The organism is Ignavibacteriales bacterium (assembly GCA_015709675.1).
In the GTDB taxonomy this organism is placed as follows: domain Bacteria; phylum Bacteroidota; class Ignavibacteria; order Ignavibacteriales; family Ignavibacteriaceae; genus H2-BAC3.
Window position 1 is genome coordinate 2079340 of the sequence record CP054182.1, and the last position, 23343, is coordinate 2102682.

The 23343-nt window shown below is 43.5% G+C and carries 19 protein-coding genes; all 19 read left to right on the plus strand.

The annotated features are described in order from the left end of the window. Window positions 1–34: 34 nt before the first annotated feature. The 19 genes from HRU80_07815 to HRU80_07905 all read left to right on the plus strand — a co-directional run bounded on the left by HRU80_07815 (window position 35) and on the right by HRU80_07905 (window position 23342). Window positions 35–373, plus strand: coding sequence for an STAS domain-containing protein (locus HRU80_07815; protein QOJ28792.1), 339 nt, complete (start codon window positions 35–37; stop codon window positions 371–373). Window positions 374–404: 31 nt separating this feature from the next. Beyond that, window positions 405–2201: a sugar transferase gene (locus HRU80_07820; protein QOJ28793.1), complete on the plus strand. Its 1797-nt coding sequence runs from the start codon at window positions 405–407 to the stop codon at window positions 2199–2201. 2 nt (window positions 2202–2203) lie between these two features. Beyond that, window positions 2204–2872 (plus strand): TolC family protein, encoded by a 669-nt coding sequence (locus tag HRU80_07825; GenBank protein QOJ28794.1) that lies wholly within the window; start codon window positions 2204–2206, stop codon window positions 2870–2872. After that, a complete protein-coding gene (locus HRU80_07830) occupies window positions 2872–5157 on the plus strand; it encodes a hypothetical protein (protein QOJ28795.1) in 2286 nt (761 codons plus the stop codon). The genes HRU80_07825 and HRU80_07830 overlap by 1 nt, the downstream gene beginning before the upstream one ends. A gap of 2 nt (window positions 5158–5159) precedes the next feature. After that, window positions 5160–6362: a glycosyltransferase gene (locus HRU80_07835; protein ID QOJ28796.1), complete on the plus strand. Its 1203-nt coding sequence runs from the start codon at window positions 5160–5162 to the stop codon at window positions 6360–6362. Next, on the plus strand, window positions 6359–7480 hold the full coding sequence (locus HRU80_07840; protein QOJ28797.1) for a glycosyltransferase family 4 protein: 1122 nt from the start codon (window positions 6359–6361) through the stop codon (window positions 7478–7480). Before HRU80_07835 ends, HRU80_07840 begins: the two co-directional genes overlap by 4 nt. Continuing rightward, entirely contained in the window at window positions 7480–8823 is a 1344-nt protein-coding gene (locus tag HRU80_07845; GenBank protein ID QOJ28798.1) for a flippase, read from the plus strand. Before HRU80_07840 ends, HRU80_07845 begins: the two co-directional genes overlap by 1 nt. Before the next feature lie 119 nt (window positions 8824–8942). Further along, the gene (locus HRU80_07850) at window positions 8943–10139 is read left to right on the plus strand and encodes a glycosyltransferase (protein ID QOJ28799.1); all 1197 of its coding nucleotides are present in this window, start codon (window positions 8943–8945) and stop codon (window positions 10137–10139) included. Between the two features lie 41 nt (window positions 10140–10180). Next, the gene (locus HRU80_07855; GenBank protein ID QOJ30489.1) at window positions 10181–10753 is read left to right on the plus strand and encodes an acyltransferase; all 573 of its coding nucleotides are present in this window, start codon (window positions 10181–10183) and stop codon (window positions 10751–10753) included. A gap of 115 nt (window positions 10754–10868) precedes the next feature. Beyond that, entirely contained in the window at window positions 10869–11822 is a 954-nt protein-coding gene (locus HRU80_07860) for a glycosyltransferase family 2 protein (protein QOJ28800.1), read from the plus strand. After that, on the plus strand, window positions 11819–13324 hold the full coding sequence (locus HRU80_07865) for an O-antigen ligase family protein (GenBank protein QOJ28801.1): 1506 nt from the start codon (window positions 11819–11821) through the stop codon (window positions 13322–13324). Before HRU80_07860 ends, HRU80_07865 begins: the two co-directional genes overlap by 4 nt. Beyond that, on the plus strand, window positions 13317–14159 hold the full coding sequence (locus tag HRU80_07870; GenBank protein ID QOJ28802.1) for a glycosyltransferase family 2 protein: 843 nt from the start codon (window positions 13317–13319) through the stop codon (window positions 14157–14159). The genes HRU80_07865 and HRU80_07870 overlap by 8 nt, the downstream gene beginning before the upstream one ends. Before the next feature lie 40 nt (window positions 14160–14199). Then, a complete protein-coding gene (locus tag HRU80_07875; protein ID QOJ28803.1) occupies window positions 14200–14547 on the plus strand; it encodes a hypothetical protein in 348 nt (115 codons plus the stop codon). An 11-nt stretch (window positions 14548–14558) separates the two neighbouring features. Continuing rightward, complete coding sequence (locus HRU80_07880; GenBank protein QOJ28804.1) at window positions 14559–14975, plus strand: heme-binding protein; 417 nt, start codon at window positions 14559–14561, stop codon at window positions 14973–14975. Between the two features lie 6 nt (window positions 14976–14981). Beyond that, window positions 14982–17873, plus strand: coding sequence for a PAS domain-containing protein (locus HRU80_07885; GenBank protein QOJ28805.1), 2892 nt, complete (start codon window positions 14982–14984; stop codon window positions 17871–17873). A gap of 5 nt (window positions 17874–17878) precedes the next feature. Further along, window positions 17879–18310, plus strand: a complete 432-nt coding sequence (locus HRU80_07890; GenBank protein ID QOJ28806.1) for a response regulator — start codon at window positions 17879–17881, stop codon at window positions 18308–18310. A 20-nt stretch (window positions 18311–18330) separates the two neighbouring features. Further along, window positions 18331–19419, plus strand: a complete 1089-nt coding sequence (locus tag HRU80_07895; protein ID QOJ28807.1) for a hybrid sensor histidine kinase/response regulator — start codon at window positions 18331–18333, stop codon at window positions 19417–19419. Window positions 19420–19435: 16 nt separating this feature from the next. After that, a complete protein-coding gene (locus HRU80_07900) occupies window positions 19436–21460 on the plus strand; it encodes an LruC domain-containing protein (protein QOJ28808.1) in 2025 nt (674 codons plus the stop codon). A gap of 607 nt (window positions 21461–22067) precedes the next feature. After that, entirely contained in the window at window positions 22068–23342 is a 1275-nt protein-coding gene (locus HRU80_07905) for a pectate lyase (protein QOJ28809.1), read from the plus strand. The last annotated feature ends 1 nt before the right edge of the window (window position 23343 follow it).

Genomic DNA, 23343 nt, shown 5'->3' on the forward strand with positions numbered 1-23343 from the left:
GTTTGATACATAAATTAAAAATAAAAGGAAAAAAATGAATCTCGAAATCAAAACTGAAAAAAACATCACTGTTATCGCTCTCGGAAGTGAAAGGGCGACCATCACTGATGCACCAAAATTCAAAGCTGCTCTTGTTGAACTGATTGATAAGCAGGGAGTCAATAAAATTGTTGTTGAACTCAAAGGGGTGGAATTCATTGACAGTACCTTTCTCAGTTCACTGGTAACAGGGCTGAAACTGGTGTCTGAGAAGAAAGGGGATCTTAAAGTATCTCACCTGGAACCGCCGGTGCGCGTCATGTTTGAACTCACCCGTTTATATAAGGTGATTGAAGTATTCGGCAATACCGCTGAAGCAGTAGATAGTTTCTAAGCAAAGAAAGCAGAGCAGTTCCATGAAAGCGATGATATTATCAGCAGGAGTCGGCAGCAGGCTGTATCCTCTTACCGATAAACTTCCCAAACCGATGCTTCCGCTGGCAAATAAACCGGCACTTGAATATCTGGTTGACCTTTGCGCAAACAACGGTATTAAGGATATCAGGATGAATCTCCACTATCTTCCCGAAGCAATTGATACTTACTTTCATGACGGAAAGAAGTGGGGGGTAAATATATCCTATTCGCTTGAAAAAAAGCTGCTTGGTACAGCAGGCGCAGTTAAGAGATCTGAACGGTTTCTTGATGATACATTTGTGGTTCTCAGCGGAGACGGTTTTACCAATATGAACCTTGCTGAGATGCTGAACTTTCATAAGTCATCAGGCGCAAAGGTAACCATTGCGGTAAAAAAAGTGGATGATCCCTCGAAATTTGGTGTAGTAGTTACGGAACATGACGGAAAGATACTTGCATTCCAGGAAAAACCCAAAAAGGAAGAGGCAAAATCCGATACCGTGAATCTGGGAATATATATCATTGAGCCGGAAATCCTGTCGCTTATTGAGAAGAATGTGCCGTATGATTTTGGTTATCAGCTTTTCCCTAAAATTCTTGAAATGAAAATTCCGTTTTATGCTTATCAGACAGAAGCATACTGGACGGATATCGGCGATATTCAGGAGTACCGGAATCTTAATCTTGATCTGGTTTCAAACAGAATATCAGGAAGCGAAATAACTTCAGGTGCTGAGAGAAATTTAGTACTCGGAGAAGGAACAAGAATCGGCTCAAATCTGGCGAAAAAAATCAGCGGACCGGCTATTATCGGAAAAAATTGCAAAATTGATGAGGATGTAACCATTACCGGCCCTGTGGTTATTGGTGATAATGTAATAATCGAATCAGGCAGCGTTATTTCTGAAAGTGTCATACTTTCTAATACTCACATTGGCAGAAATGTAAACCTTGACAAAAGTGTTACGAGCGAAAATTATACGATGAATATTCCTCACAATTTTGGTATGGTGGTTGATGATGAGAAAGTTCTGAAGCAGACAGAAACAGAAACAGCAGGTGAACGTTTCTCAAGAATACTGATTAATCTTTTTGACAGATCCGTGGCTTTGGCTGCACTCACAGCACTTACGCCCCTGTTCCTGATTGTCGCTCTTTTGATAAAACTTGATTCCAGGGGACCGGTTTTTTACCGTTCAAAGCGTGTAGTATCGCCACAGATGAAAAGAACCGGCAGGAACTGGTATTTCTTCAGAGGAGAAAAAGCCCTCGGTTATACCGTTTTCCGCACTATGTATACTGACGCTGATAAAAGAATCGGTAATCTGAAGAATAAGTATGAAAACGGACCATTTATAAAAATTGAAGATGACCCCCGCGTAACAAGAGTAGGAAAATTCCTCAGAAAAACCTCGATTGACGAGCTGCCGTTGTTTATCAACGTACTGAAAGGAGACATGAGTCTGGTTGGTATTTGGGCGCTTCCGGTTTATGAAGCTGAATCACTGCTGAACAACGGTCTCAAAATATTTGCCGGTGAAGAGGAACTTGATTTCTCTGAACTAGCTCAGGTGCGCTTTAGCGGAAGAGCCGGACTTGCCGGTTACTGGCAGTCACGCGGCAGATCACAGCTTACTTCAGAAGAACGTGCACTCCATGACAGCTATCAGGCGGCACAATACCTGTACGGAAAAAAATATAAAAAATCACTCGGAAAGTATTCACAGCATACTACCATTGGCGGTTATTTTACCCTGATTAAAGAAACTTTTCTGTCAGTGGTTAAACGGACAGGTGCTATCTGATCATGATACAGGTGCTGGTGCTCTTTATGTTTTTTCTTCCGGGTTTTATTGATGCGCAGCAGGTATTTGATAAATACCGTGATAATGAAACGGTTCTGATCGCTAAACTGGTGGAAGCCGCGCAGAGGAATAATCCCCAGATTTCTGTATATGCAAACAGAATTGAACTCGCCCGCGAAAACAATACGCAGGCGAAATGGAGCTGGTTTAATAACGTTAATCTTTCATATCAGTATGTCCCCAATTATGGCGGTGCTGAGCAGTCATCCGGACTGCCAAAATTCGGACTCGGGCTCTCGGTGAATCTTGGAAATATACTTTCAACCCCGAGCCGGATTACCCAGACGGAAAGTGAAATCGCCATTGCAGAAGCAGACTATAAAACCAATCAGCAGTATCTGAAAGCAGAAACTATCAGGAGGTATGCCAACTTTAAAAGAGCAACTGAACTGCTCAAAACCCGCGATCAGGCAGTGAACGATTCAGAATCTACCATGCTTCTGGTAAAGCATCGCTTTGAGCAGGGGGAAGCCACTCTGGAGGATTATAACCGGGCGCTGAGAGCATATACCGATAACAAAGAACGGAAGATCGAAAGCATGGGGGATATTCTCGCCCATAAATACAGTCTTGAAGAAATTATTGGAATATCCCTTGAGGAACTGGAATAATGGATCTGATTCGTTTCATTAAAGTCCTGCTTAAACGGAAAAAACTGCTGGTGATCATACCCCTTATCGGAATGGCAGCAGCATTTCTCCTTACCATGAAAGGCGCGGAGGTATATAAATCAGAAACAATGCTTTCCGCAGGTATTATTGATGACACAAGAATCTCACTTGAAGAAAATGTGGTTGAAAAAACCTCATCGTTTGTGACAGCTACCAAGTTCAGCAATCTGATACAGATGATTAAATCGAAATCAGTAATAGATCTGGTTTCCTATCAGTTGTTGTTGCACGATCTTACAGCGGATCAGCCCTTCAGAAAGTTCAGCAAAGAATCCGCATTTCTATTAAAAAGCGGTACTGATGAAATGATTCAGGTTCTTGAAGAAAGAAAAATTTCGTTTCAGCCAGGTCCCTTTACCGAAGAAACAGATAGAAATATCCGCCGGCTCATTGCCGCTCAGAAATACAGCTTTGAAGAAATCAGCAAAAAACTGAAAGTTGAGCGGGTTGGGGAGAGTGACTTTATTAAAATGACCTTTGAGTCGGAGAATCCATATTTATCAGCGTTTATTCTTAACACGCTGACTCAGACTTTTATGGGGTATTACAAGACCATAATGGGGGAAAAGACAACCGAATCAGTGGATTTTTTCTCGAAACTGGCAGAGGAGAAAAAACGGGAACTGAATGAACTGGTGCAGAGGCTCAAAGAGTTTAAAATGGATAATAAGATTGTGAATCTGTATGAGCAGACAAAGTCCATTGTGAACCAGATCAGCTCACTTGAAATTATACGTGAAAATGAAGTCAAGAAGATACCATCTCTCACCAAAGCCCTTAATGACATTAATAAAAAATTCACGCCGGAAGAACGGAAATATATTGAAGCGGAGTATTCCAGGAATTCACGCATTATAAGTGAAATTAAGGAAAAGATTAACAGTCTAAGCGCACGCGTGATTGAGAGCGGATATACAGATAAAGCAGCACAGGATTCGGTTGCACAGCTAAGAAGCCGTCTTGCCTCACTGGTAACCACCATGTCAGACAATCTGGTGCTGAATCCAAATGCAAGTATGCAGAATCTGGTTGAAAGAAAACTTGAGTACGAAATTGAGCTTGCCATTGCTAACGAAAATGTAAAGTCAAATGACCGCGAATTAGGACGTTTACAGACCATTGTTCAGTCATTTGCCCCTTCTGAAGCGACCATTTCCGGGATTGAACGGGAAATAAGCGTTGCTGCAGAATCGTATCTTGTTATCCTGAATAAGCTGAACGTTGCCAAATTTGCCGTGCAGGATATGGGAAAAAGTATTCAGCAGACAGAAATTGCACTTCCCGCGGAAAAACCGGAGCCAAATAAAAAGCTGCTGCTGATTATTCTGATGGGTGTTATCAGTTTTGTCCTTACGGTTGTCGCGATTTTTGTTCTTGAGTATATAGACCTTACCATTCAGTCACCGGGCAGGTTTGTGAGGTTCTCCGGACTCACAACTATCGGAGATATAAATCAGCTTTACACCAAAACGGTGAACATCAAGGAGATTTTTAACGGTGCATCATCTGACCCCAGTCTGATCTATTTCAAAAATGCACTGAAGAATCTCAGATACAATGTTTCCAATCTCCTTTCACAAGGGAAAATCTTTCTGGTAACAGGAACATCACAAAAAACCGGTAAGTCATTCATAGTTTCCGTACTTGCGTATGCAATCAGTTTAACCGGTAAGAAAGTTCTTATCATAGATGCTAACTTCCGGAACAATAGTCTGAGTATGCAGTTTAGCTCTGAAAACGGTGCTGAAGAACTGATGTCAGGACGGGGGGATCTATTTGCAAGAATTAAACAGAGCAGTGTTGCAGGAGTGGAGAGCATTGGTACAGATATTCGAAATCAGTCTCCGGGAGAACTTATTGATGAGGAAGGATTCAGAAAAAATCTTCAGGAATTATCCTCTCAGTATGATGTAATTCTGATTGAAGCACCTTCAATGAACTCAGATACTGATGCTAAGGAATTATTCAGTTTTGCAGACCATATACTGATGGTATTTTCAGCCAGGGGAATACTTGAACCGGCTGACAAACGCAGCATTGATTTTGTGAAGAAGTCTGGCAAATCCTTTTCGGCAATACTGAACAGAATTGAATATGAAAACCTGGAAGAGCTGCAGGGTGAAATGGCAAAACAGCGCTCAGCGTTCCGTTCATATATCAAGAAACTGATTAAGAGAAACCTTGAAGGGAAAAAAGATAAAGCCAGCGAAATGAGGATGGGCTGAAAATGGAATTCATAATGGATATTTTTACCTTTCTGCTTTTTGCGCTGCTGATTTTTCCGCTTATGACGGTGCTGATGCATCTCCTGCTGAAAAAACGCGGAAAAAAGGAGTATCATTCTGCTGATGGCAATCATGACTTTGCCGTTATTGTAACTGCATATAAAAATTTCAGTGTTACACTGGCATCAATAGAGTCATTAATTAGGCAGAATTATCCTTCAGAGAAGTATTTTGTTTATGTGGTTGCTGACGGGTGTGAGGATATTACTGAGGTTTCATCAGACCGTGTGGCTGTGCTTAAACCTGAAGAGCAGTTAAACTCAAAAGTACGTTCCATGCTTTTTGCAATTGACCGCTTTAAGAGAAAGCATGATTACATAATAGTAATAGATGCAGATAATGTCGCGGCCCCGGATTACCTTGAACAGATGAACCGGTTTACCCGACAGGGATATACTGCTGTGCAGGGCAAAAGAACCCACAAGAATCTTGATACTGCTTATGCCGGACTTGATGCTGCAGGTGAAATCTATTATAACTATACCCAGCGGACGGTTCCGTATCAGCTTGGTTCTTCAGCAGCAATTTCCGGATCAGCAATGGCAATTAAAGCCTCAGTGTATGAGAACCTCCTGCGTGAAATAAGCAGCCAGAGCGGTGTGATACTTGCAGAGGACAAAATGCTGCAGAACTACCTTGCAAAGGAAGATTTTGTTACCGCTTTTGCGGAAAATGCCCTGGTTTTTGATGAAAAGATTTCGAAAGGGGTACAGACACAGAGGCAGCGGACACGATGGTTAAAATCCTATTTTGATAATCTGAAAACAGCCTTCGGAATTGCAGTGCTCGGCCTGAAAAAAAGAAGTTTTAATCAGGTGTTTTTCGGTATAATGACAGCCTATCCTCCGATTATCATAATGATTCTTTTCTCCGCAGTTATAGTTTTATTAAATCTTCTCTTTGCTCCGGGTGGAATATTACTTATCGCTGCCGGCTGGATATTGTTTGTTTTTTGCTTTCTGTTTGTTCTTCTGATTAATCATGCCCGTAAAGAAATATGGAAATCACTTTTTTCAATTCCTCTCTTTGCTTTCCGGCAGGTAATGGCTCTGCTCAATCTGAAAAAATCTAAAACTGATTTTCTTGCAACGGAGCATACGAAAAACAGGTCTGTTGATGATATACTGAAAGAGATGAAACGATGAAACCACTGAGAGTACTCCACACCATCAGACAGGGATCCGTCGGAGGCGGAGAGACTTATCTCTATAATCTGGTAAAAAGTCTTGATCGCAGCCGTTTTGAACCGGTTGTGCTGAGTTTTACCGAAGGGGAGATGGTTGACCGACTGAGGTCACAGGGGATTACAACCCACGTGATTTATACAGAAAAGCCCTTCGCTGTTCATCTCTATACCAAGGTAAAAAAGCTTATCATTGATGAAAAGATTGACTTTGTGCATATTCATGGTACCCGTGCAGCAACCAATACACTGATCCCGGCCCGAATGGCGGGAGTACCTGCAATATATACCGTACACGGATGGTCGTTCCATACTGGCAATAATAAGCTGGTGACCTGGTCGAGGATTCTTTCGGAAAAGTTTATTACACGGTTTGCTGATCAGACTGTCTGCGGTTCGGAAGCTGACCTTACAGAGGGGAGAAAACATTGTCCGGCGGGCAGATATAATCTGATACACAACAGTATTGACTCCAACAGCTTTAATCCGGAAGTGGTGACCTCTTCATTCAGGGAAGAGAACGGATACTCATCAGGAGATTTTATCGTGTCATTTATAGCACGCATGACGTTTCAGAAAGATCCGCAGACCTTTATCAGGGCTATACCGCTTGTGCTGAAATCAGTTCCGGATGCAAAATTCCTCATGGTGGGTGATGGTGAATTAAAAGAAGAGGCCATGGCGCTTGCAGTGGAACTGAAAATTGAGCAGAATATCAGATTCCTTCCTTTTTCAAAAAATGTGAAGGAAGTCCTTAAAGCAGTTGATGTGTTTGTTCTTCCCTCATTGTGGGAAGTAATACCTCTTGCGTTACTGGAAGCAATGGCGATGAAAAAACTCTGCATCGGAACTGATATACCCGGCACAACCGAAGCATTAAAGGACGGCGTGAACGGATTTTTATTTAAGACGGGCAATGAAAAAGAGCTTGCTGAAAAAATGCTGGCGGCCTATGCAGTAAGGGACAGCAGAGAACTGCTTACTTCATCGGCACGAAAAACAGTTACAGAACATTTTGATCTGAAGCAGCTTGTGAGAAAAAATCAGGCGCTTTACGCAAAACTTCTCTCGCAGGCATAATGGCCGATAAAAATTACTGGCTGCGTTCAGGCACTTATACTCTCCTGCAGCGTCTGTTTACTGTTCTCTTCGGTTTTGGCTCCTTTGCTATACTGGTGAGGTATCTGAGCAAAGATGACTTTGGAATCTATGCTCTTTTTATATCAGTATCCTCGCTGATAGAAGTAGCACGTATCGGGCTGATACAGAATGCACTCATTAAATTCCTTTCCTCGGCAAAAGATGAGGACTATAAGGAAATCATCAGTTCCTCTTTCTTTCTGAATATACTGGTTACGGTCATTCTTGTCGCGGTTCTTGTAATCGCGGCTCCCTTTCTGGGAACACTCTGGAATTCTGAAAAAATTGTTCCGCTTTTCTATCTCTACACCATCACAACTGTCATACTTATTTTCTTCCATCAGTTTAACTACCTGCAGCAGGCGAATCTTGACTTCCGCGGATTTTTCTTCAGCAACTTTGCGCGCCACGGTTCATTTTTTCTGATGGTGATTGCTGAGGTATATTTTATAAAACCTGATGCCGATCTTAACCGTCTGGTTATCTATCTGAGTGTGGGGGCGGTACTGGGAACGCTGACCTCCTTCGGTTTTGGAAAAAAATATCTCCGCATGGCCGGATATATAAGCCGTGAATGGGTAAAAAGACTTTTCCAGTATGGCAAATATGTTTTTGGCACTAATATTAGCACCATGCTTTTTACGAGCATTGATCAGTTTATGCTTGGTACCATGCTTCCGACTTCTTCAGTGGCGGTATTTAATACAGCAAACCGGGTTAATAATCTTATTGATGTACCGGTTTCATCTGTGGCGGCAATAGTTTTTCCGCAGAGCGCAAAACGCGCATCGGAAGAGGGACATGATACCGCGGCCCGGCTTTATGAAAAATCGGTTGGTGTTCTGGTTGCCATTCTGCTGCCGGCTCTTTTCTTTATGTTCCTCCTCGCTGACTGGGTGATTATTATCATCGCCGGGAGTGCTTATCTGGAATCTGCTCCGATCTTGCGGGTAATCCTTATTACGGCATTTTTTCAGCCGTTTGTCAGGCAGTTCGGCACCATTATGGATTCCGTGGGCAGGCCAAAGACGAATTTTTATCTTATTATGATTATTTCCCTGCTTAATGTTGCGTCGAACTATATTTTCATAAAAGCATTCGGCACCATCGGGGCAGCTCTGGGGACACTGGTTACTATGGCTCTTTTTACCGTAATCGCACAGATTTTACTTAAGAAGTATCTGCAGGTACGGCTTATTTCGGTATTTGCCCAAATCCCTGAAACCTACATGGAGGTCTTTCGCATCGGGGCTCAGGCCATGGCGAAAATAAAAAAACGCTGACCCTGAGCCCGGAATTTCCGGGTTACCTTTCATCCGGAAATTTGATCCGTTTGTCGGGACTTCGGGGGAGACGGGAGGCCCGAAAGGTAAATTTTGTGCATAAAATTAGAAATTTAAGCATGAAAAACAGAGATATCATTATTGTCGGTTTGCAGGATTGGGATACACCGATCGGCAGCAATTGTAAAAATATTGCGCTGGAATTCGCCCGGGACAATCGTGTGCTCTATGTCAATTACCCACTTGATATGATCACTTTTCTCAGGGAAAAAAGCAATCCGAACATCAGGAAAAGAATAGATGCTATCACTTCCCGTAAAGCGCAAATCAGGGAAGTGCAGAAAAATCTCTGGAGTTTTTATCCCGCCAATCTTATCAGTTCCATAAACTGGATTGCATCCCCCTCTCTTTTTAACTACCTGAATAAACGAAATAACAGATCCTTTGCAAAGGAAATAAAAAGAGCGGCAAAGATGCTTGGCTTTTCCAATTACATTCTTTTTAATGATAATGATATCTTCCGCAGTTTTTATCTGAAGGAAGAGCTTCAGCCGGATATGTCGGTTTATTATATACGCGATTATCTTCTTTCCGTTCCCTACTGGCAGAAACATGGCGCCCGCCTTGAGCCGGAACTGATTCAGAAATCGGATGTGGTTGTTACCAATTCCGTATATCTGAGAAATTATGCTGCCCGATACAACAGCAATTCCCACTATGTAGGTCAGGGATGTGAAACCGATCTTTTTGATCCGGAAAAACAGTATCCGGTGCCTGAAGAACTGAAGTCAGTTAGAAAACCTGTCGTGGGTTATATTGGCATGCTTGCCTCGCTGCGTCTGGATATACAGCTTCTGATCTCGCTCGCCGAGAAGATGCCGGATATATCATTTGTGTTTGTCGGGCCGGAGGACAATGATTTTGCTTCAAGCCGCCTGCACAACATCAGCAATGTGCACTTCCTTGGCTCAAGGGAAGTAAGCCGTCTGCCGGAATATGTTGCCCATTTTGATGTTTGCATCAATCCGCAGATTGTAAATGATGTAACGATAGGAAATTATCCCCGCAAGGTTGATGAATATCTGGCAATGGGAAAGCCGGTTGTTGCAACAAGAACCGAAGCAATGGAAGTCTTTAATGACCATACATATCTTGCTCTGGGAGCAGATGATTATGCTGAAAAAATCACCCGTGCACTGCAGGAAAACTCAGAAGCACTGAAGAAACAGCGCAGCCAGTTTACCAGAGAGCACACCTGGGAAAACAGCGTTGCGGCTATATATAATGCAATGAACATCAAAGGCGGCAGGCAGTGAGCACAATTGCCGGAAAGATCAAAGAAAACAAGTTTCTGAAAATGCTTGTGCTGAGGATGCTTATGCCCCGCAATCAGGCGCGTCCGCGCCTGTGGGTGAGCTGGCTGGTTAATCCTTTTTTTCATAAAAAGGGAAGCCGGTCGCTGATCAGAAGAAATACTAGAATGGATGTAATGCCCTTTAAGAAGTTTATTCTGGGGAGTGATTCAACCATTGAAGATTTTTCCACTGTGAATAACGGCGTTGGAGATGTTATCATAGGTGACCGCACTCGCATAGGTCTTGGTAACGTGATTATCGGGCCTGTGGTTATCGGAAATGACGTGATGTTCGCGCAAAATATTGTGCTCTCCGGATTAAATCACGGATATGAGGATATATCACTTTCGCCGAGTGTTCAGCCGGTTTCAACGGCTCAGATTACCGTTGAAGATGAGGTGTGGATCGGCGCCAATGCCGTTATTACAGCAGGAGTTACCATAGGCAAACATTCGGTTATCGCCGCAGGCAGTGTTGTTACAAAAGATATACCCCCTTATTCAGTGGCAGCGGGAACCCCGGCAAGAGTTATTAAAAAGTACAACGCAGACACAAAACAATGGGAGAAGCAGTGAACCAGGAAACAGGACTCACAAAAAAAGAACAGCTGATACTCACCGTGGCAAGAGTATTTGTCGCGCTGACACTATTTGCCATTATCCTTAAGATTTTATTCATATAAGAGAACAGATGAAAGATATCTCCGTAATAATTGTAAACTGGAATACCAAAACCCTGCTCAGGAACTGCCTGAACTCAGTAATTGAACAGACACAAAAACACAGCTATGAAATCTGGGTGGTGGATAATAACTCTCCGGATAAATCAGCGGATATGGTCAGGGATGAGTTTCCTCAGGTTAAACTGATTGCCAATGATACCAACAACGGGTTCGCAAAAGCCAACAATCAGGCACTTAAACTTTCGGAAGCGCGGTATCATCTGCTTCTGAACCCAGATACTATCGTCATTGAAAATGCGATTGACAAGATGGTTGACTATATGGATCAGTCAAAGACTCATGTTCTGACCAGTAAATTGCTGAATGATGACCGTACGCTGCAAAAATCGGTAAGCAGTTTCTTCTCCCTCTCAGGGTCATTTCTTGAAAACAGATTTTTTTCTGAAATCCTGAAGAATTTTAACAGCAAAGGTCAAAACCTGATGAGTTACTGGGATCATAATTCGATCAGAGAAATTGACTGGGCGCACGGCGCAGTACTGATGATGAGTGATGAAGCATTCCGCAAAGTTGGGCTGCTTGATGAGAGATTTTATATCTATGCAGAGGAGATGGATTATTATATGCGCTTCAGGAAAGCCGGTTATAAAGCGATCTATCACCCTGAAATACAGATTATCCATTATGGCAAATCATCCTCCCGCCAGAGAAGGGGAGAGATGTTCATCATGAATTATAAGAGTTTTTACCTGTTTCTTAAAAAGCACTACGATTCTTATGTGTATCCTGTTTACCGTACCAGAACGGTAATCTATATACATTTCTGGCTTCTGAAGTACGGTGCTGAATATCTCTTCCGCAAAATAACCGGAGGAAATTATGAAGAAGCTCAGGTTCAGCTTAAAGTGTACAGCCAGTTACTGCACTGGCATTTTTCCGGAGAGAGCCGCATCTCGTTATGAACGAGTTTCTGATCAAATCAGGAATTGCAAAGGGTGAGGGCAACTGGTACAGCCGGCTGACCTCATCTCTTTATGAACGGATTGTATGGCAAAAACTTAATAATCCCCTCGGTTATATTGCTCTAGCGCTTCCTTCACTGTTGATTGCTTATATTGTATCAAAGATGGGGTTTGCTATTGGGGTGGTGATTCTTGCCCTGATCATCGGCCTGCCTCTGACTTTCGCGGCGATGTTTTATCTGAAGTTTGGCATTTCGCTCATCATCGTTTTATCATTTTTTCTTCTCGGAGTAAAACGGTTTGTCGGTGATGTGCAGCTTGGCCTGCTGATGGATTTTCTGATCGCGGTCATGATTTTTGGACTGATCGTCCGGCAGGTACAGGAGCGGGACTGGAGTTTTGCAAACAACCCGATCAGTAAGATTATACTGGTCTGGGTGATCTATAATCTGCTGCAGGGGGGTAATCCTTCAGCTGAGTCATTTCTGGCATGGGTTTATACGGTCAGGAGTTTTGCCGGCATTATGGCAATGTATTTCCTCCTGGTATATGCGATCCGCAGTGAAAAGGATATATACTTCCTGATAAAAGTATGGATTGGTCTGACGCTGCTTGGTACTATATGGGGCTATGTGCAGGAACATATCGGTTTCCTCCCTTTTGAGATGGCCTGGATTATGGCAACGCCGGAACGATACGCGCTCCTTTTTCAGGCCGGAACGTTCCGCAAATTTTCCTTTTTCTCTGATCCGCTGGTTTATGGCATATTACTGGCTTTCACATCACTCCTTTGTTTTGTGCTTGCCACCGGACCGTTTTCAAAACCAAAGAAAATCTTTCTGCTTGCAGCGGGAATGTTTATGATGGTTGGCATGCTTTACTCCGGAACCAGAGCAGCATTCATTCTCCCTGTTGCCGGTTTACTGTTTTACGGTATATTAACACTGAAAAAGCAGGTAATTATTGCGATGTTTTTTGCTGCACTCGTTCTTGGTGTTGTTGCTAATGTTCCCAGCAGCAATCCGAATATCGTCCGTCTTCAGAGCGCGTTCAACCCGACGGAGGATGCCTCCTATAAAGTACGGATGAGAAATCAGGCGTTCATACGGCCTTTTATTTATACCCATCCTCTCGGAGGCGGGCTGGGGAGTGTCGGAGAATGGGGAAAGAAATTTTCCCCCTGGTCACCTCTTGCGAATTTTCCACCTGACAGCGGATTTGTCCGAATTGCTGTTGAAGGCGGATGGTTAGGTCTTTTAATATATTCTGCTCTTCTTTATACCGTCTTTCATGTCGGTATCAAAAATTATCTCCTCCTGAAAAATCCGAAACTGAAAGTTGTTTCTCTTGGAATGCTCCTGGTGCTTTTTTCACTCACCCTTGCAAACTATCCTCAGGAAGCAATCGGTCAGTATCCCATCAGTCTACTCTTCTTTGTGGCAATAGCCATTCTGAATCTTTCCGTGAAATTCGATAGAAAACCGGAGCTTCTGCATGCCTGATTTTACCGTTCCGGGATGGGTAAAAAATGCACTGTTCAGCTATGATAGTCTGGAACAAATTGACCCCCGTATCATAAGTGAAATAAAAGAGAATTTGGCTGCGCGGACTTCCGGCTTGCCTGAGGTGTCAGTTGTGATACCGGCGTGGAATGAGGAAAAACTCCTTGCCCGGACATTATATCTCCTGAGTAAACAGAAGACCCGGTACACTTTTGAGTTATTGGTGGTGAATAATAACTCGTCGGATAAAACCGCTGAGCTTGCCGGTTTATGCGGTGCAAGAGTGGTAACAGAATTGCAGCAGGGAATCAGTTACGCGCGGCAATGCGGACTGATGCATGCCGGAGGGAAATATATACTGAATGCTGACGCAGATACTCTCTATCCGGAAGAGTGGATTGAATATCTGGTAAACGGCCTTAATCGGAAGGGGGTTTCCTGTGTGCAGTCTCTTTACTCCCTTATCCCCGCAGAAGGAAACAGCAGAATTGCTCTGGCTTTCTATGAAATGCTTTCGGGCATTCTCTTCAGACTAAGGAGGAGGCGCAGAGGATATCTCAATGTGATGGGGTTTAATTTTGGCTTCAGAAAAGAAGACGGTCTTGCTGCCGGCGGTTTTAACACAACCCGCAAACTATGGTCAGACGGATGGATGGCTATGCAGCTTTTGGAAAAAGGAAGGATTGAAGTTGTTACATCGCGGAAAGCAAGAGTATGGACAAGTTCAAGGCGATTGCTCGCTGATGGTTCAATGGGAAAGGCCTTTATGAGGAGAATGAAAAAAGAAACTGTGCGCCTGAAGGAATATATCTTTCCAGTGCCTGTAAAAAAATGATAGTGAAAGAATTATGCAATAAGAAATATCGGCTTCTGAATTGCAGAAAGAAACGAAACTGAAACAGCAGGATAAGAAGACTAAAGAGATCGAAGATTTTATCTTCTTTCTTGAAGAAAACAAGTTTGATTCAGGAAATGTCAGAAATTTTATGAAACGCTTCCGTCTTGCCCGGCTGCTCAGAATGATAACCGGATTGCTTTTGATTACAGCAGGTATACTTGTAATTGTTCTGCCAATGCCAGGGAGTGTGGAAATTGCAACACTGTTTTATTTCACCCCTGAAGACGGAATTGCTGTTTCGGATATAATAGCCCTGGGTGTAATGCTGCTGGGAATCATTCTGGTGGTAAAAGATAATATCTATTACGGATCTATAATTAAATAAAGGAACACGCTATGAACACATTTACCAAAACATCGGTTACGATTGCCGCTGCAAAAGTGATGATTGCAGCAGCGGAAACCAGAGCAAAAGAACTGGGGATAAAAATATCAACCTGCATTGTTGATGAGAGCGGTGTGATGAAAGCTTTCAGCAGTATGGACGGAGCACCGCTGATAAGCATTAAAGCTTCGCATAAAAAAGCACTGACCGCAGTGGGTTTCGGGCTTGCTAGCGGTGACGGCTGGTTTGGTTTTATTAAGGATGACCCCATTCTCAGAGAAGGCGCTCATAATTTTGATGACTTTATTCTGGTCGGCGGAGGTAAACCAGTGATGATTAATAATATTCTGACGGGAGCTATAGGTATCAGCGGCGGACATTATAAACAGGATGAAGACTGCGCTGATGCAGCTCTGAAGGCACTCTGATTGAATATGAAGTCATTTACCTCTCTTCACCTGATAAAAGAACTTAGTGCTTTTACATCTGCGATGAGCCGTGTTACAACCCTTGAAGAACTGGCGTTTCTTAACAAAGAAATAGTGAGCAGCCTCTTTACATTTGATTATGCAGGATTATATTTATTTGATAAGGATGAAGCACGGCTCAGACTGGTTATGTCTCTGGGTTTTACTGAAGAAGAAGAGAGAATGGCCGAAGCCACTGCCATGGAACGGCATCCCGGCCGGGTTTTCAGGGAAAAACGTGAATATACATTTTCCTATCCTGATTCTCGTACGGATGATCAAAATGGGGATATACCAAGGATTAAAAAAATCAGGTCCCGTATATATTTCCCGGTGATGAATCATACTGAATGTGTCGGAGCATTCGGAATATCAAGCAGCAATAAGGATAATTTTTCTGAAGAGGAAATTGAACTGTTAAGGTTCATCACCGGACTTACGGGTGTTGTGTATGCAAATCTTCATCACAGGAAGGTGCGGCAGCTGATAATGGAGGATTTACGGCTAAAGGAACAGGCCATTGAATCCGCGCAAAATGGCGTGATAATAACCAATCCTCAGCTCCCGGACAATCCGATGATTTATGCGAATAAAGCTTTCTATCTGATGACCGGATACACAAAAGAGGATGTAATAGGAAAGAACTGCAGGTTTTTACAGGGGGAGGACAAAGATCAGCACGGCCTCTCTGTACTTCGCAGCGCGATACGTGAGAAAAAGGGGTGTGTAGTGGAATTAAAAAACTTCAGGAAGGATGGAACTCCATTCTGGAACGAACTGCGAATCAATCCATTATTTGATGATAACGGTGCAATAACGAACTTTATTGGAGTTCAGACAGATATTACCAAGAGAGTGCTTGCAGAGAAAGAACTGAAAGAATACAGCACACGCATTGCCAGTTTATTAGGCAATATACCTTCGGGAATTCTGGTTGAAGATGAACACGGAAAAATTGTCCTTGCCAATGATTCATTCTGCCAGATATTTGGCCTGAGTTTTACCCCGGCAGAACTTGTAGGAATGGAGTGCACTGAAGCTTTTTCCCAAGCCGGACGTATATTCCGGGATCCGGATGAGGTTGCCATGGGAATTCAGAGAACGCTCGCCGAAAGAAAGCTCAAAAAAGGGGAACTAATTACCTTTGATGACGGAAGATATTTTGAACGTGTTTACGTGCCGATTATGATTGAAGGCGATTACAGAGGACACCTCTGGCTTTACGATGATATTACAGAGCGGAAACGGTACGAAGATATGCTGATGCAGGCGAAGGAACACTCCCAGTCCATTGTGGCCGCATTGCCGGAGCTCTTGTTTGTGGTGAGCAGAAAAGGGTTTATTGAAGATTATAAAGATGCAGAAAACGAACTGCTTATCAAACCCCGTGATTTTCTCTATAAACATTACAGTGAGAGTCCTTCCCCGGAACTTGCTGGTGTGATTGAAAACACCATCGAAGAAATCCGCAGAAGCGGCGGACCAGCAGAAATCGAGTTTTCCATGCTTGTGAATGGAGAGACCCGTTACTTTTCAGGCAAAGGACGTCCTTTCGCCCAGGAGGGATATATCATCATTCTGAGAAATATCACTTCACAAAAGAATATTGAACGGGAAATTCTGGCTCATAACCGGTTCCAGTCCATACTGATGCGGATATCTTCCGAATATATCAATATTCCACTGACTGAAGTTGACGCCAAAATAAACGAATCGCTTGAGCGTATCGGCAGGTTTACCGGAGCAGACCGCAGCTATATATTTACGTATGACTTTGAATCACGTACAACCAGCAATACCTACGAATGGTGTGAAACCGGTATTGTTCCCCAGATTGAAAATCTGCAAAACCTTCCGATGGAGCTGTTTCCTGAATGGATAGCGGCACATACAAAGGGGGAACCGATGATTATCAGCAATGTGCATTTGCTGGATGAGAGCACCCGTCTGAAAGAAATTCTTGGAAGCCAGGGTATTCAATCCCTTATAGCGATACCAATGACAGCTGAAGGAAAGCCGATAGGATTTGTCGGGTTTGACTGGGTGAAGCACCTGCATGAAATTACCGAACTGGAAGGAAAACTGCTGGCGGTATTCGCGCAGCTTCTGGTAAATATTAGTCTGCGAAGGGAGGCAGAATTGCTTCTGAAGATAGAGAAAGAGAACGCGCAGGCATCAAATAAAGCCCTTTCTGAATTTGCATATATAGCGTCCCATGACCTGAGAGAACCGCTGCGGAAAGTATCTGCATTCGGGAGTCTTTTAAACAAATCACTAGCAGGCAGGCTGGATGAGGATGAAAAGGAAAATCTTGATTACATGATCGAGGGAGCAAAGAGGATGCAGCAGATGGTAGATGACCTCCTGCAGTACTCTCGTCTGACAGCGAAAGCCAAATCATCCGAACTTATAAACCTTGATGAGCTGCTGCTCGAAATTATCCATTTTGATCTGGCACAGATAATTGAGGATACTTACGCAGTAATCAGTCTGGAAAATACCATGGGATTTTTGCGCGGCGAAAAAACGCAGCTTAAGCAGCTCTTTCAGAATCTGATTGGCAACGGAATAAAATACCGCAGAAAAGATGTACCCCCGGTTGTAACTATCCGCTCAAAAAGGGATGGGGGATATCTGACCGTAGAGATTGAAGACAACGGTATTGGAATAGATGCAAAATATAAAAACCAGATTTTTGAAATGTTTAAGCGTCTTCATTCCAAAGAGAAATATGAAGGAAGCGGCATCGGGCTGGCGATCTGCAAAAAGATTGTAGAAAATTACCGCGGAGAAATTGAGGTGGAATCTGAACCAGAAAAGGGCTCCGTTTTTTCCATAAAGATTCCGGTAAAGGAGTGAGGCAAATGAATAAAGAAATCTATCAAGTGCTTGCCGCTGAAGATGATATGAGCGAACAAAAGCTGCTTAAAATGACAGCTAAACAGTCCGGTTATCCTGTCTCATTTACCTTTCTTAATGACGGTGAAGAGGCACTGACGTATTTCGGTACGATTGCAAAAAACGCAGCATCAGCTGATCTGCCGGATCTGATAATTCTTGATCTGAATCTGCCAAAAGCCAACGGCATTGAGGTTTTGCAATCACTTAAATCATATCCGAGGCTGAAATCTATACCGGTTATCATACTGACAACATCGAATAACAGCAGTGATCTGAAGGCGGCTTACGAAGAGGGTGCAGCCGGATATATAAGAAAACCGGCAGTATTTGAAGATTACGCAAAAACCATGCAGCGGGTATTTGACTACTGGTTTGGCACCTGCCTGCTGCTTTGAATCCTCTGACAAGAAACAATATGAAAAAACAAACAATACTACTTTGTGATGACGATCCGGTTGACAGGAAACTATTCAAAAAATACTTGGGCACAGTACGTCCGTCAGACTATCTGGTGCTGGAAGCAGAGAATTCTTCTGAGCTTAACAATTTTCTCGCAGATAAAAATGTGGAAGCAGATATCATTTTCCTTGACTATTACCTCGGTGCTGAAAATGGAGTTGATATACTAAGAGAACTGAGAAAAGCGAATAGTGCTCCGGTAATAATGCTCACCGGACGGGGAGATCAGGAGATAGCTGTAGAATGCATGAAAGAAGGGGCAATGGACTATATACCCAAAGAAACCCTTCACGAAACTGATCTGCGGAAACTTATCCGTCAGGCAGAGGAAAAGTGGGAGCTTGAACGTGAGCGAGATCAGCTTCTTGGCATAGCAGCGCATGAACTGCGTAATCCTCTCGCGGTGATTCTGGGATACACGGAGATTCTGCAGACTTATGATGAACTGCCGGCTGAAAAGAAAAGTGAAATTCTGAATGTTATTTATGAGCGGTCGCATCATCTGCTGAACATTATTAATGAACTGCTCACCGTGACACGTGTGGATAAGGGTATTATCAATCTTAAGAAAAAACAGGTAAATCTGCATGAGCTGCTTGTGAAAAAAGTAGCTGATTATCAGCTTCAGGCAGCTAAAAAGAGTATTACGATACTCTATAATGGTGAGACTGAAAATGCTGAAGCGGTTATAGACCGGGACCGCATTGAAGAAGTAGTTGCAAATCTGCTTGACAACGCAATAAAATATTCACCCCGAGACAGGAAGGTACACGTCTCATTGGGCAGAACCGGAACGGCTATCACAATCACCATCCGCGATGAGGGACAGGGAATAAAAGAGGAAGAATTAAAATTTCTTTTTAAGCTGTTCTCAAGCAAGAAAATCAGCACGCTGCCGACCGGTGAAGAAGCCAGCACAGGTCTTGGACTCGCGATCTCGAAAAAAGTAATAGATGCTCACGGCGGTGAAATAGCAGTCGAAAGCAGAGTAGGTCAAGGAACATCCTTTACGGTAATCCTTCCCCTTACTAACAGAAATTTATAAAATGAATCAGGAATACATGAAAAAAATAATCTATAGCATACTCGTCTTGTTGTCCTCGTATCTTATGCAGGGGTGCAAGGAAGAGTCTCTGACTCAGCCCGATCCGGCGGTAAAGACCATGGATCAGCTTACCATTAATCCGCTTTTTAATTTCAGCATGATACGGGATATATCAGTCACGGTAAAAGTGCAGACACCAGGCGGTGAGCCAATGGCTGGCGTGCCGGTCAAAATATATACCCGTTCTCAGTCAGACGGAGGGAAATATCTATTGACTGCGGCATCTGATATCAACGGCATGATTGGCACAACCGTTACGGTGCCGGCATATACAGACAGTCTCTGGCTGGTGACGGATTATATTGGTCTTCCCTCAGAATTGGCAATTCCGGTTTCCGGAACGTTGCTTGATTTTACGTATAACCGGGAAGCGAATCTTCTCAGACCTCTGCGACTGACGCACTCCCCAGGTAATCAGTATCAGACACAGTATAAAACCCTTGGAACATGGAACAGTTCAGGTGTGCCGGGTTATCTTCTCACACCGCGTGATGTGATTTCAACAGCATTGCTTAACAACATTAATACATCTCTGCCGGAGAGAGGCGCTCTGCCTGTTCATCATCCGCAGTATCTTGTTGGTGTTGAAACCAATGTAATTTTACAGGATACCTGTGAAGTATATGTTACCTTTGTGCATGAAGGAGCGGGATACCGGAACGTACTGGGTTTTTATACCTTTGATAAAAACAATCCGCCTGCTACAATCGCGGATATAGAAGCAAGCATGACGATTATTTTTCCGAATGCCTCGTATTCCGGAAGCGGCGGCGGGCTTTATAGCGGGGACAAGGTTAAAATCGGAAATTTTGGACGAAATACTTCCATCGGCTGGTTTATCTTGTCGGACGGATTTAAGGGAGCAAACAGCATCACCAACGGAAACTGGAGATTTTTCTCTCATCCGAATCTGAATCCGGAAACAAACCCCGATCTCAGACAGCATAATGTACTTCTGAAAGATGAAGCAAGCAACCGGCTGATTGTCGGGTTTGAAGATATCATACGTAATCCGGGCAGCGGCGGTGATAACGATTTTAATGATCTGCTTTTTTATGTATCAGCAAATCCCTTCACGGCGATAGTAATTAATAATGTTGCGCCGCTTGACAGTGCTGCTGATGCTGATAAAGACGGTATTACGGATATATTTGATGAATACAAAAACGACCCTTTAAGGGCATTTAATAATTATTCCCCCGCCAAGAATACGTTTGGAACGCTTGCTTTTGAAGATCTCTGGCCGGCGAAAGGGGATTATGACTTTAATGATCTGGTGGTTGATTACAACTTTAATCAGGTGACCAATGCACAAAACAAAGTGGTGGAGATTTTTGCTGACCTGAAGATCAAGGCGATAGGCGGAAGTTTTGTTAATGCATTTGGTTTTCAGCTTCCGGTGGCGGCGACTGCTGTTTCATCAGTGACGGGGTCACAGCTTACTGAGGGGTATATATCACTTCTGGCAAACGGAACCGAGGCAGGTAATAACAAAGCGACCATTATTGCGTTTGATAATCCTTATAAAGTTCTTAATGCCGGAGGTGTAACCGTAAACACTATAGCAGGACTGACCTATTACGAACCAAAGACAGTCAGCATGAAAATAAGTTTTGTCTCGCCTGTGGTGAAGGCTGAACTCGGTTCAGCACCATTCAACCCATTTATTATTGTTAATAAAGAACGGGGCAAGGAAGTACATTTACCGGGATATGAACCGACAGCTCTTGCTGATCCCTCCTACTTCGGAAGGGAAGATGACCGAACCAATCTTTCTCTCGGCAGATATTATAAGTCAGGGAAAAACCTTCCCTGGGCGGTTAATTTCCCGGAATCATTTGATTATCCGCTGGAAAAAACAGACCTGACTCGGGCGTATAATTATTTTGGCGCCTGGGCTGAGAGTAATGCAGCGGTTTATAAAGACTGGTATCAGAACAAAGCCGGATACCGGAGCATTTTTAATATATATTCCAGATAATACTGTCAGCTGGCAGGAATGATTAAGCGGGGAGCTGCATTGGCGGCTCCCCGTTTTTTTTGCCGCCTGGTGGTCAGAATGAAATGCCTCATCTTGCTGATTCTGAGTGAAATCGTTGCGGGGTTTTTGCAGAGAGCTTCTCAGACGGACCTTTACGGTACTGAACAGGGAATTGCTTTCCTGAAGGGTGAGGTCTTCCTGAATTTAAATTTCATACCCCGGCGCCTTGTTGAGGAGAGCAGAGTAGTTTAAGGTAGAAAAGCCTCAAAATGAGCGAAAAATGGAGTTTTTGGAAATTTTACTAAGGTCCGGATTCAAGTTTAAGAATAAAAGTGGGCAAAAAAATCTTGCCTTTGAGAACCGATTTTAGTTGACAGAATTAGAAAAGTTCACTAAGTTTGAAGAGTTACTTAAACGTTTAAGTAAACGATTCAGTTAATTCTTCTTGTGACTGACCGGGCGAAGCTGTTTAAAGCCCGGAGTGCTTTGTTCTTCCCGAATTTCTCCTCCTCTTTTCTCAACTTTTCCTTATATACTAATCATTATTTCTGTGTTCAAAACTGCCTGCCCTGAATTTTTCATCCTTGTTTTCCTCCTGTCTGCGGGTATGATCTCCGCTCAAGTGCCTGCTTTTCCCGGAGCTGAGGGATACGGCAGATATACAACCGGCGGCAGAGGAGGTGTTGTGGTTGAGGTTACGAATCTTAATGACAGCGGTCCTGGTTCTTTCAGGGCTGCTCTCAGGATGAAGGTGCCTCGTACTGTGATATTCAAAGTGTCGGGAACCATTGTGCTTCATTCTGAACTTCAGGTTGACTATGGCAATCTCACCATCGCGGGGCAGACAGCACCCGGTGAAGGTATTTGTATATCCGGCAACCGCACCACTTTGAATGCTGACAATATTATTATCCGTTTTATGCGTTTCAGACAGGGGGATGAAACCGGGGTGCCGGAAGACGCAATAACTGCCATGAATTGTAAGAATGTAATTATTGATCACTGTTCCATGAGCTGGGGTATTGATGAAGTGGGATCATTTTATGATAATGAAAACTTTACACTGCAATGGAGTATTATTGCGGAAGCGCTCAATAATTCAATCCATCCGAAAGGAGAACACGGATACGGCGGTATCTGGGGAGGCGTTAATGCAACATTTCATCACAACCTGCTCGCCCATAACGCAAGCCGTAATCCCCGCTTTAATGGTGCACGTACCGGTACCGAAAAATCTGATGAACTGGTTGACTACCGTAATAACGTCATTTATAACTGGGGACATAACAGCGCTTACGGCGGTGAAGGCGGACGCTACAACATGGTGAATAATTATTATAAACCGGGTCCGGCTTCAAAAAAGGAGGACAGAATAGTTGAACCTTCAAACAATGAGGGAAGATGGTATATATACGGAAACTTTGTTGAAGGGTCGCCTGCAATCAGTGCCGATAACTGGAGCGGAGGAGTTCAGGGCAGGTACGCAGATGATGAAGAAATCCGTTCTGCAGTACCTTTCGGAAGTGAAGCGATAGTCACAGACACTCCTGGTGAAGCTTTCAGAAAAGTACTGCGTTTTGCGGGTGCTCTGCTTCCCGCTAGGGATGAAGCTGATGCAAGAATTCTGGCTGAGGTACGGGATGGTAACGTGAGTGTGAGGGACGGAATTATCAATTCGCAGACAGAAGTAGGCGGATTTCCGGTACTCTCATCTGAAACTGCCCCTGCAGATTCCGATAAGGATGGTATCCCGGATGACTGGGAAAAAAAGAACAGACTGAATCCTTCAGATAAGAATGACGGCGCTCAATTGCATGAAAGCGGATATACCTGGCTGGAAATCTATCTGAATGAACTCGCGAAAGATATTTACAAGGAATAGA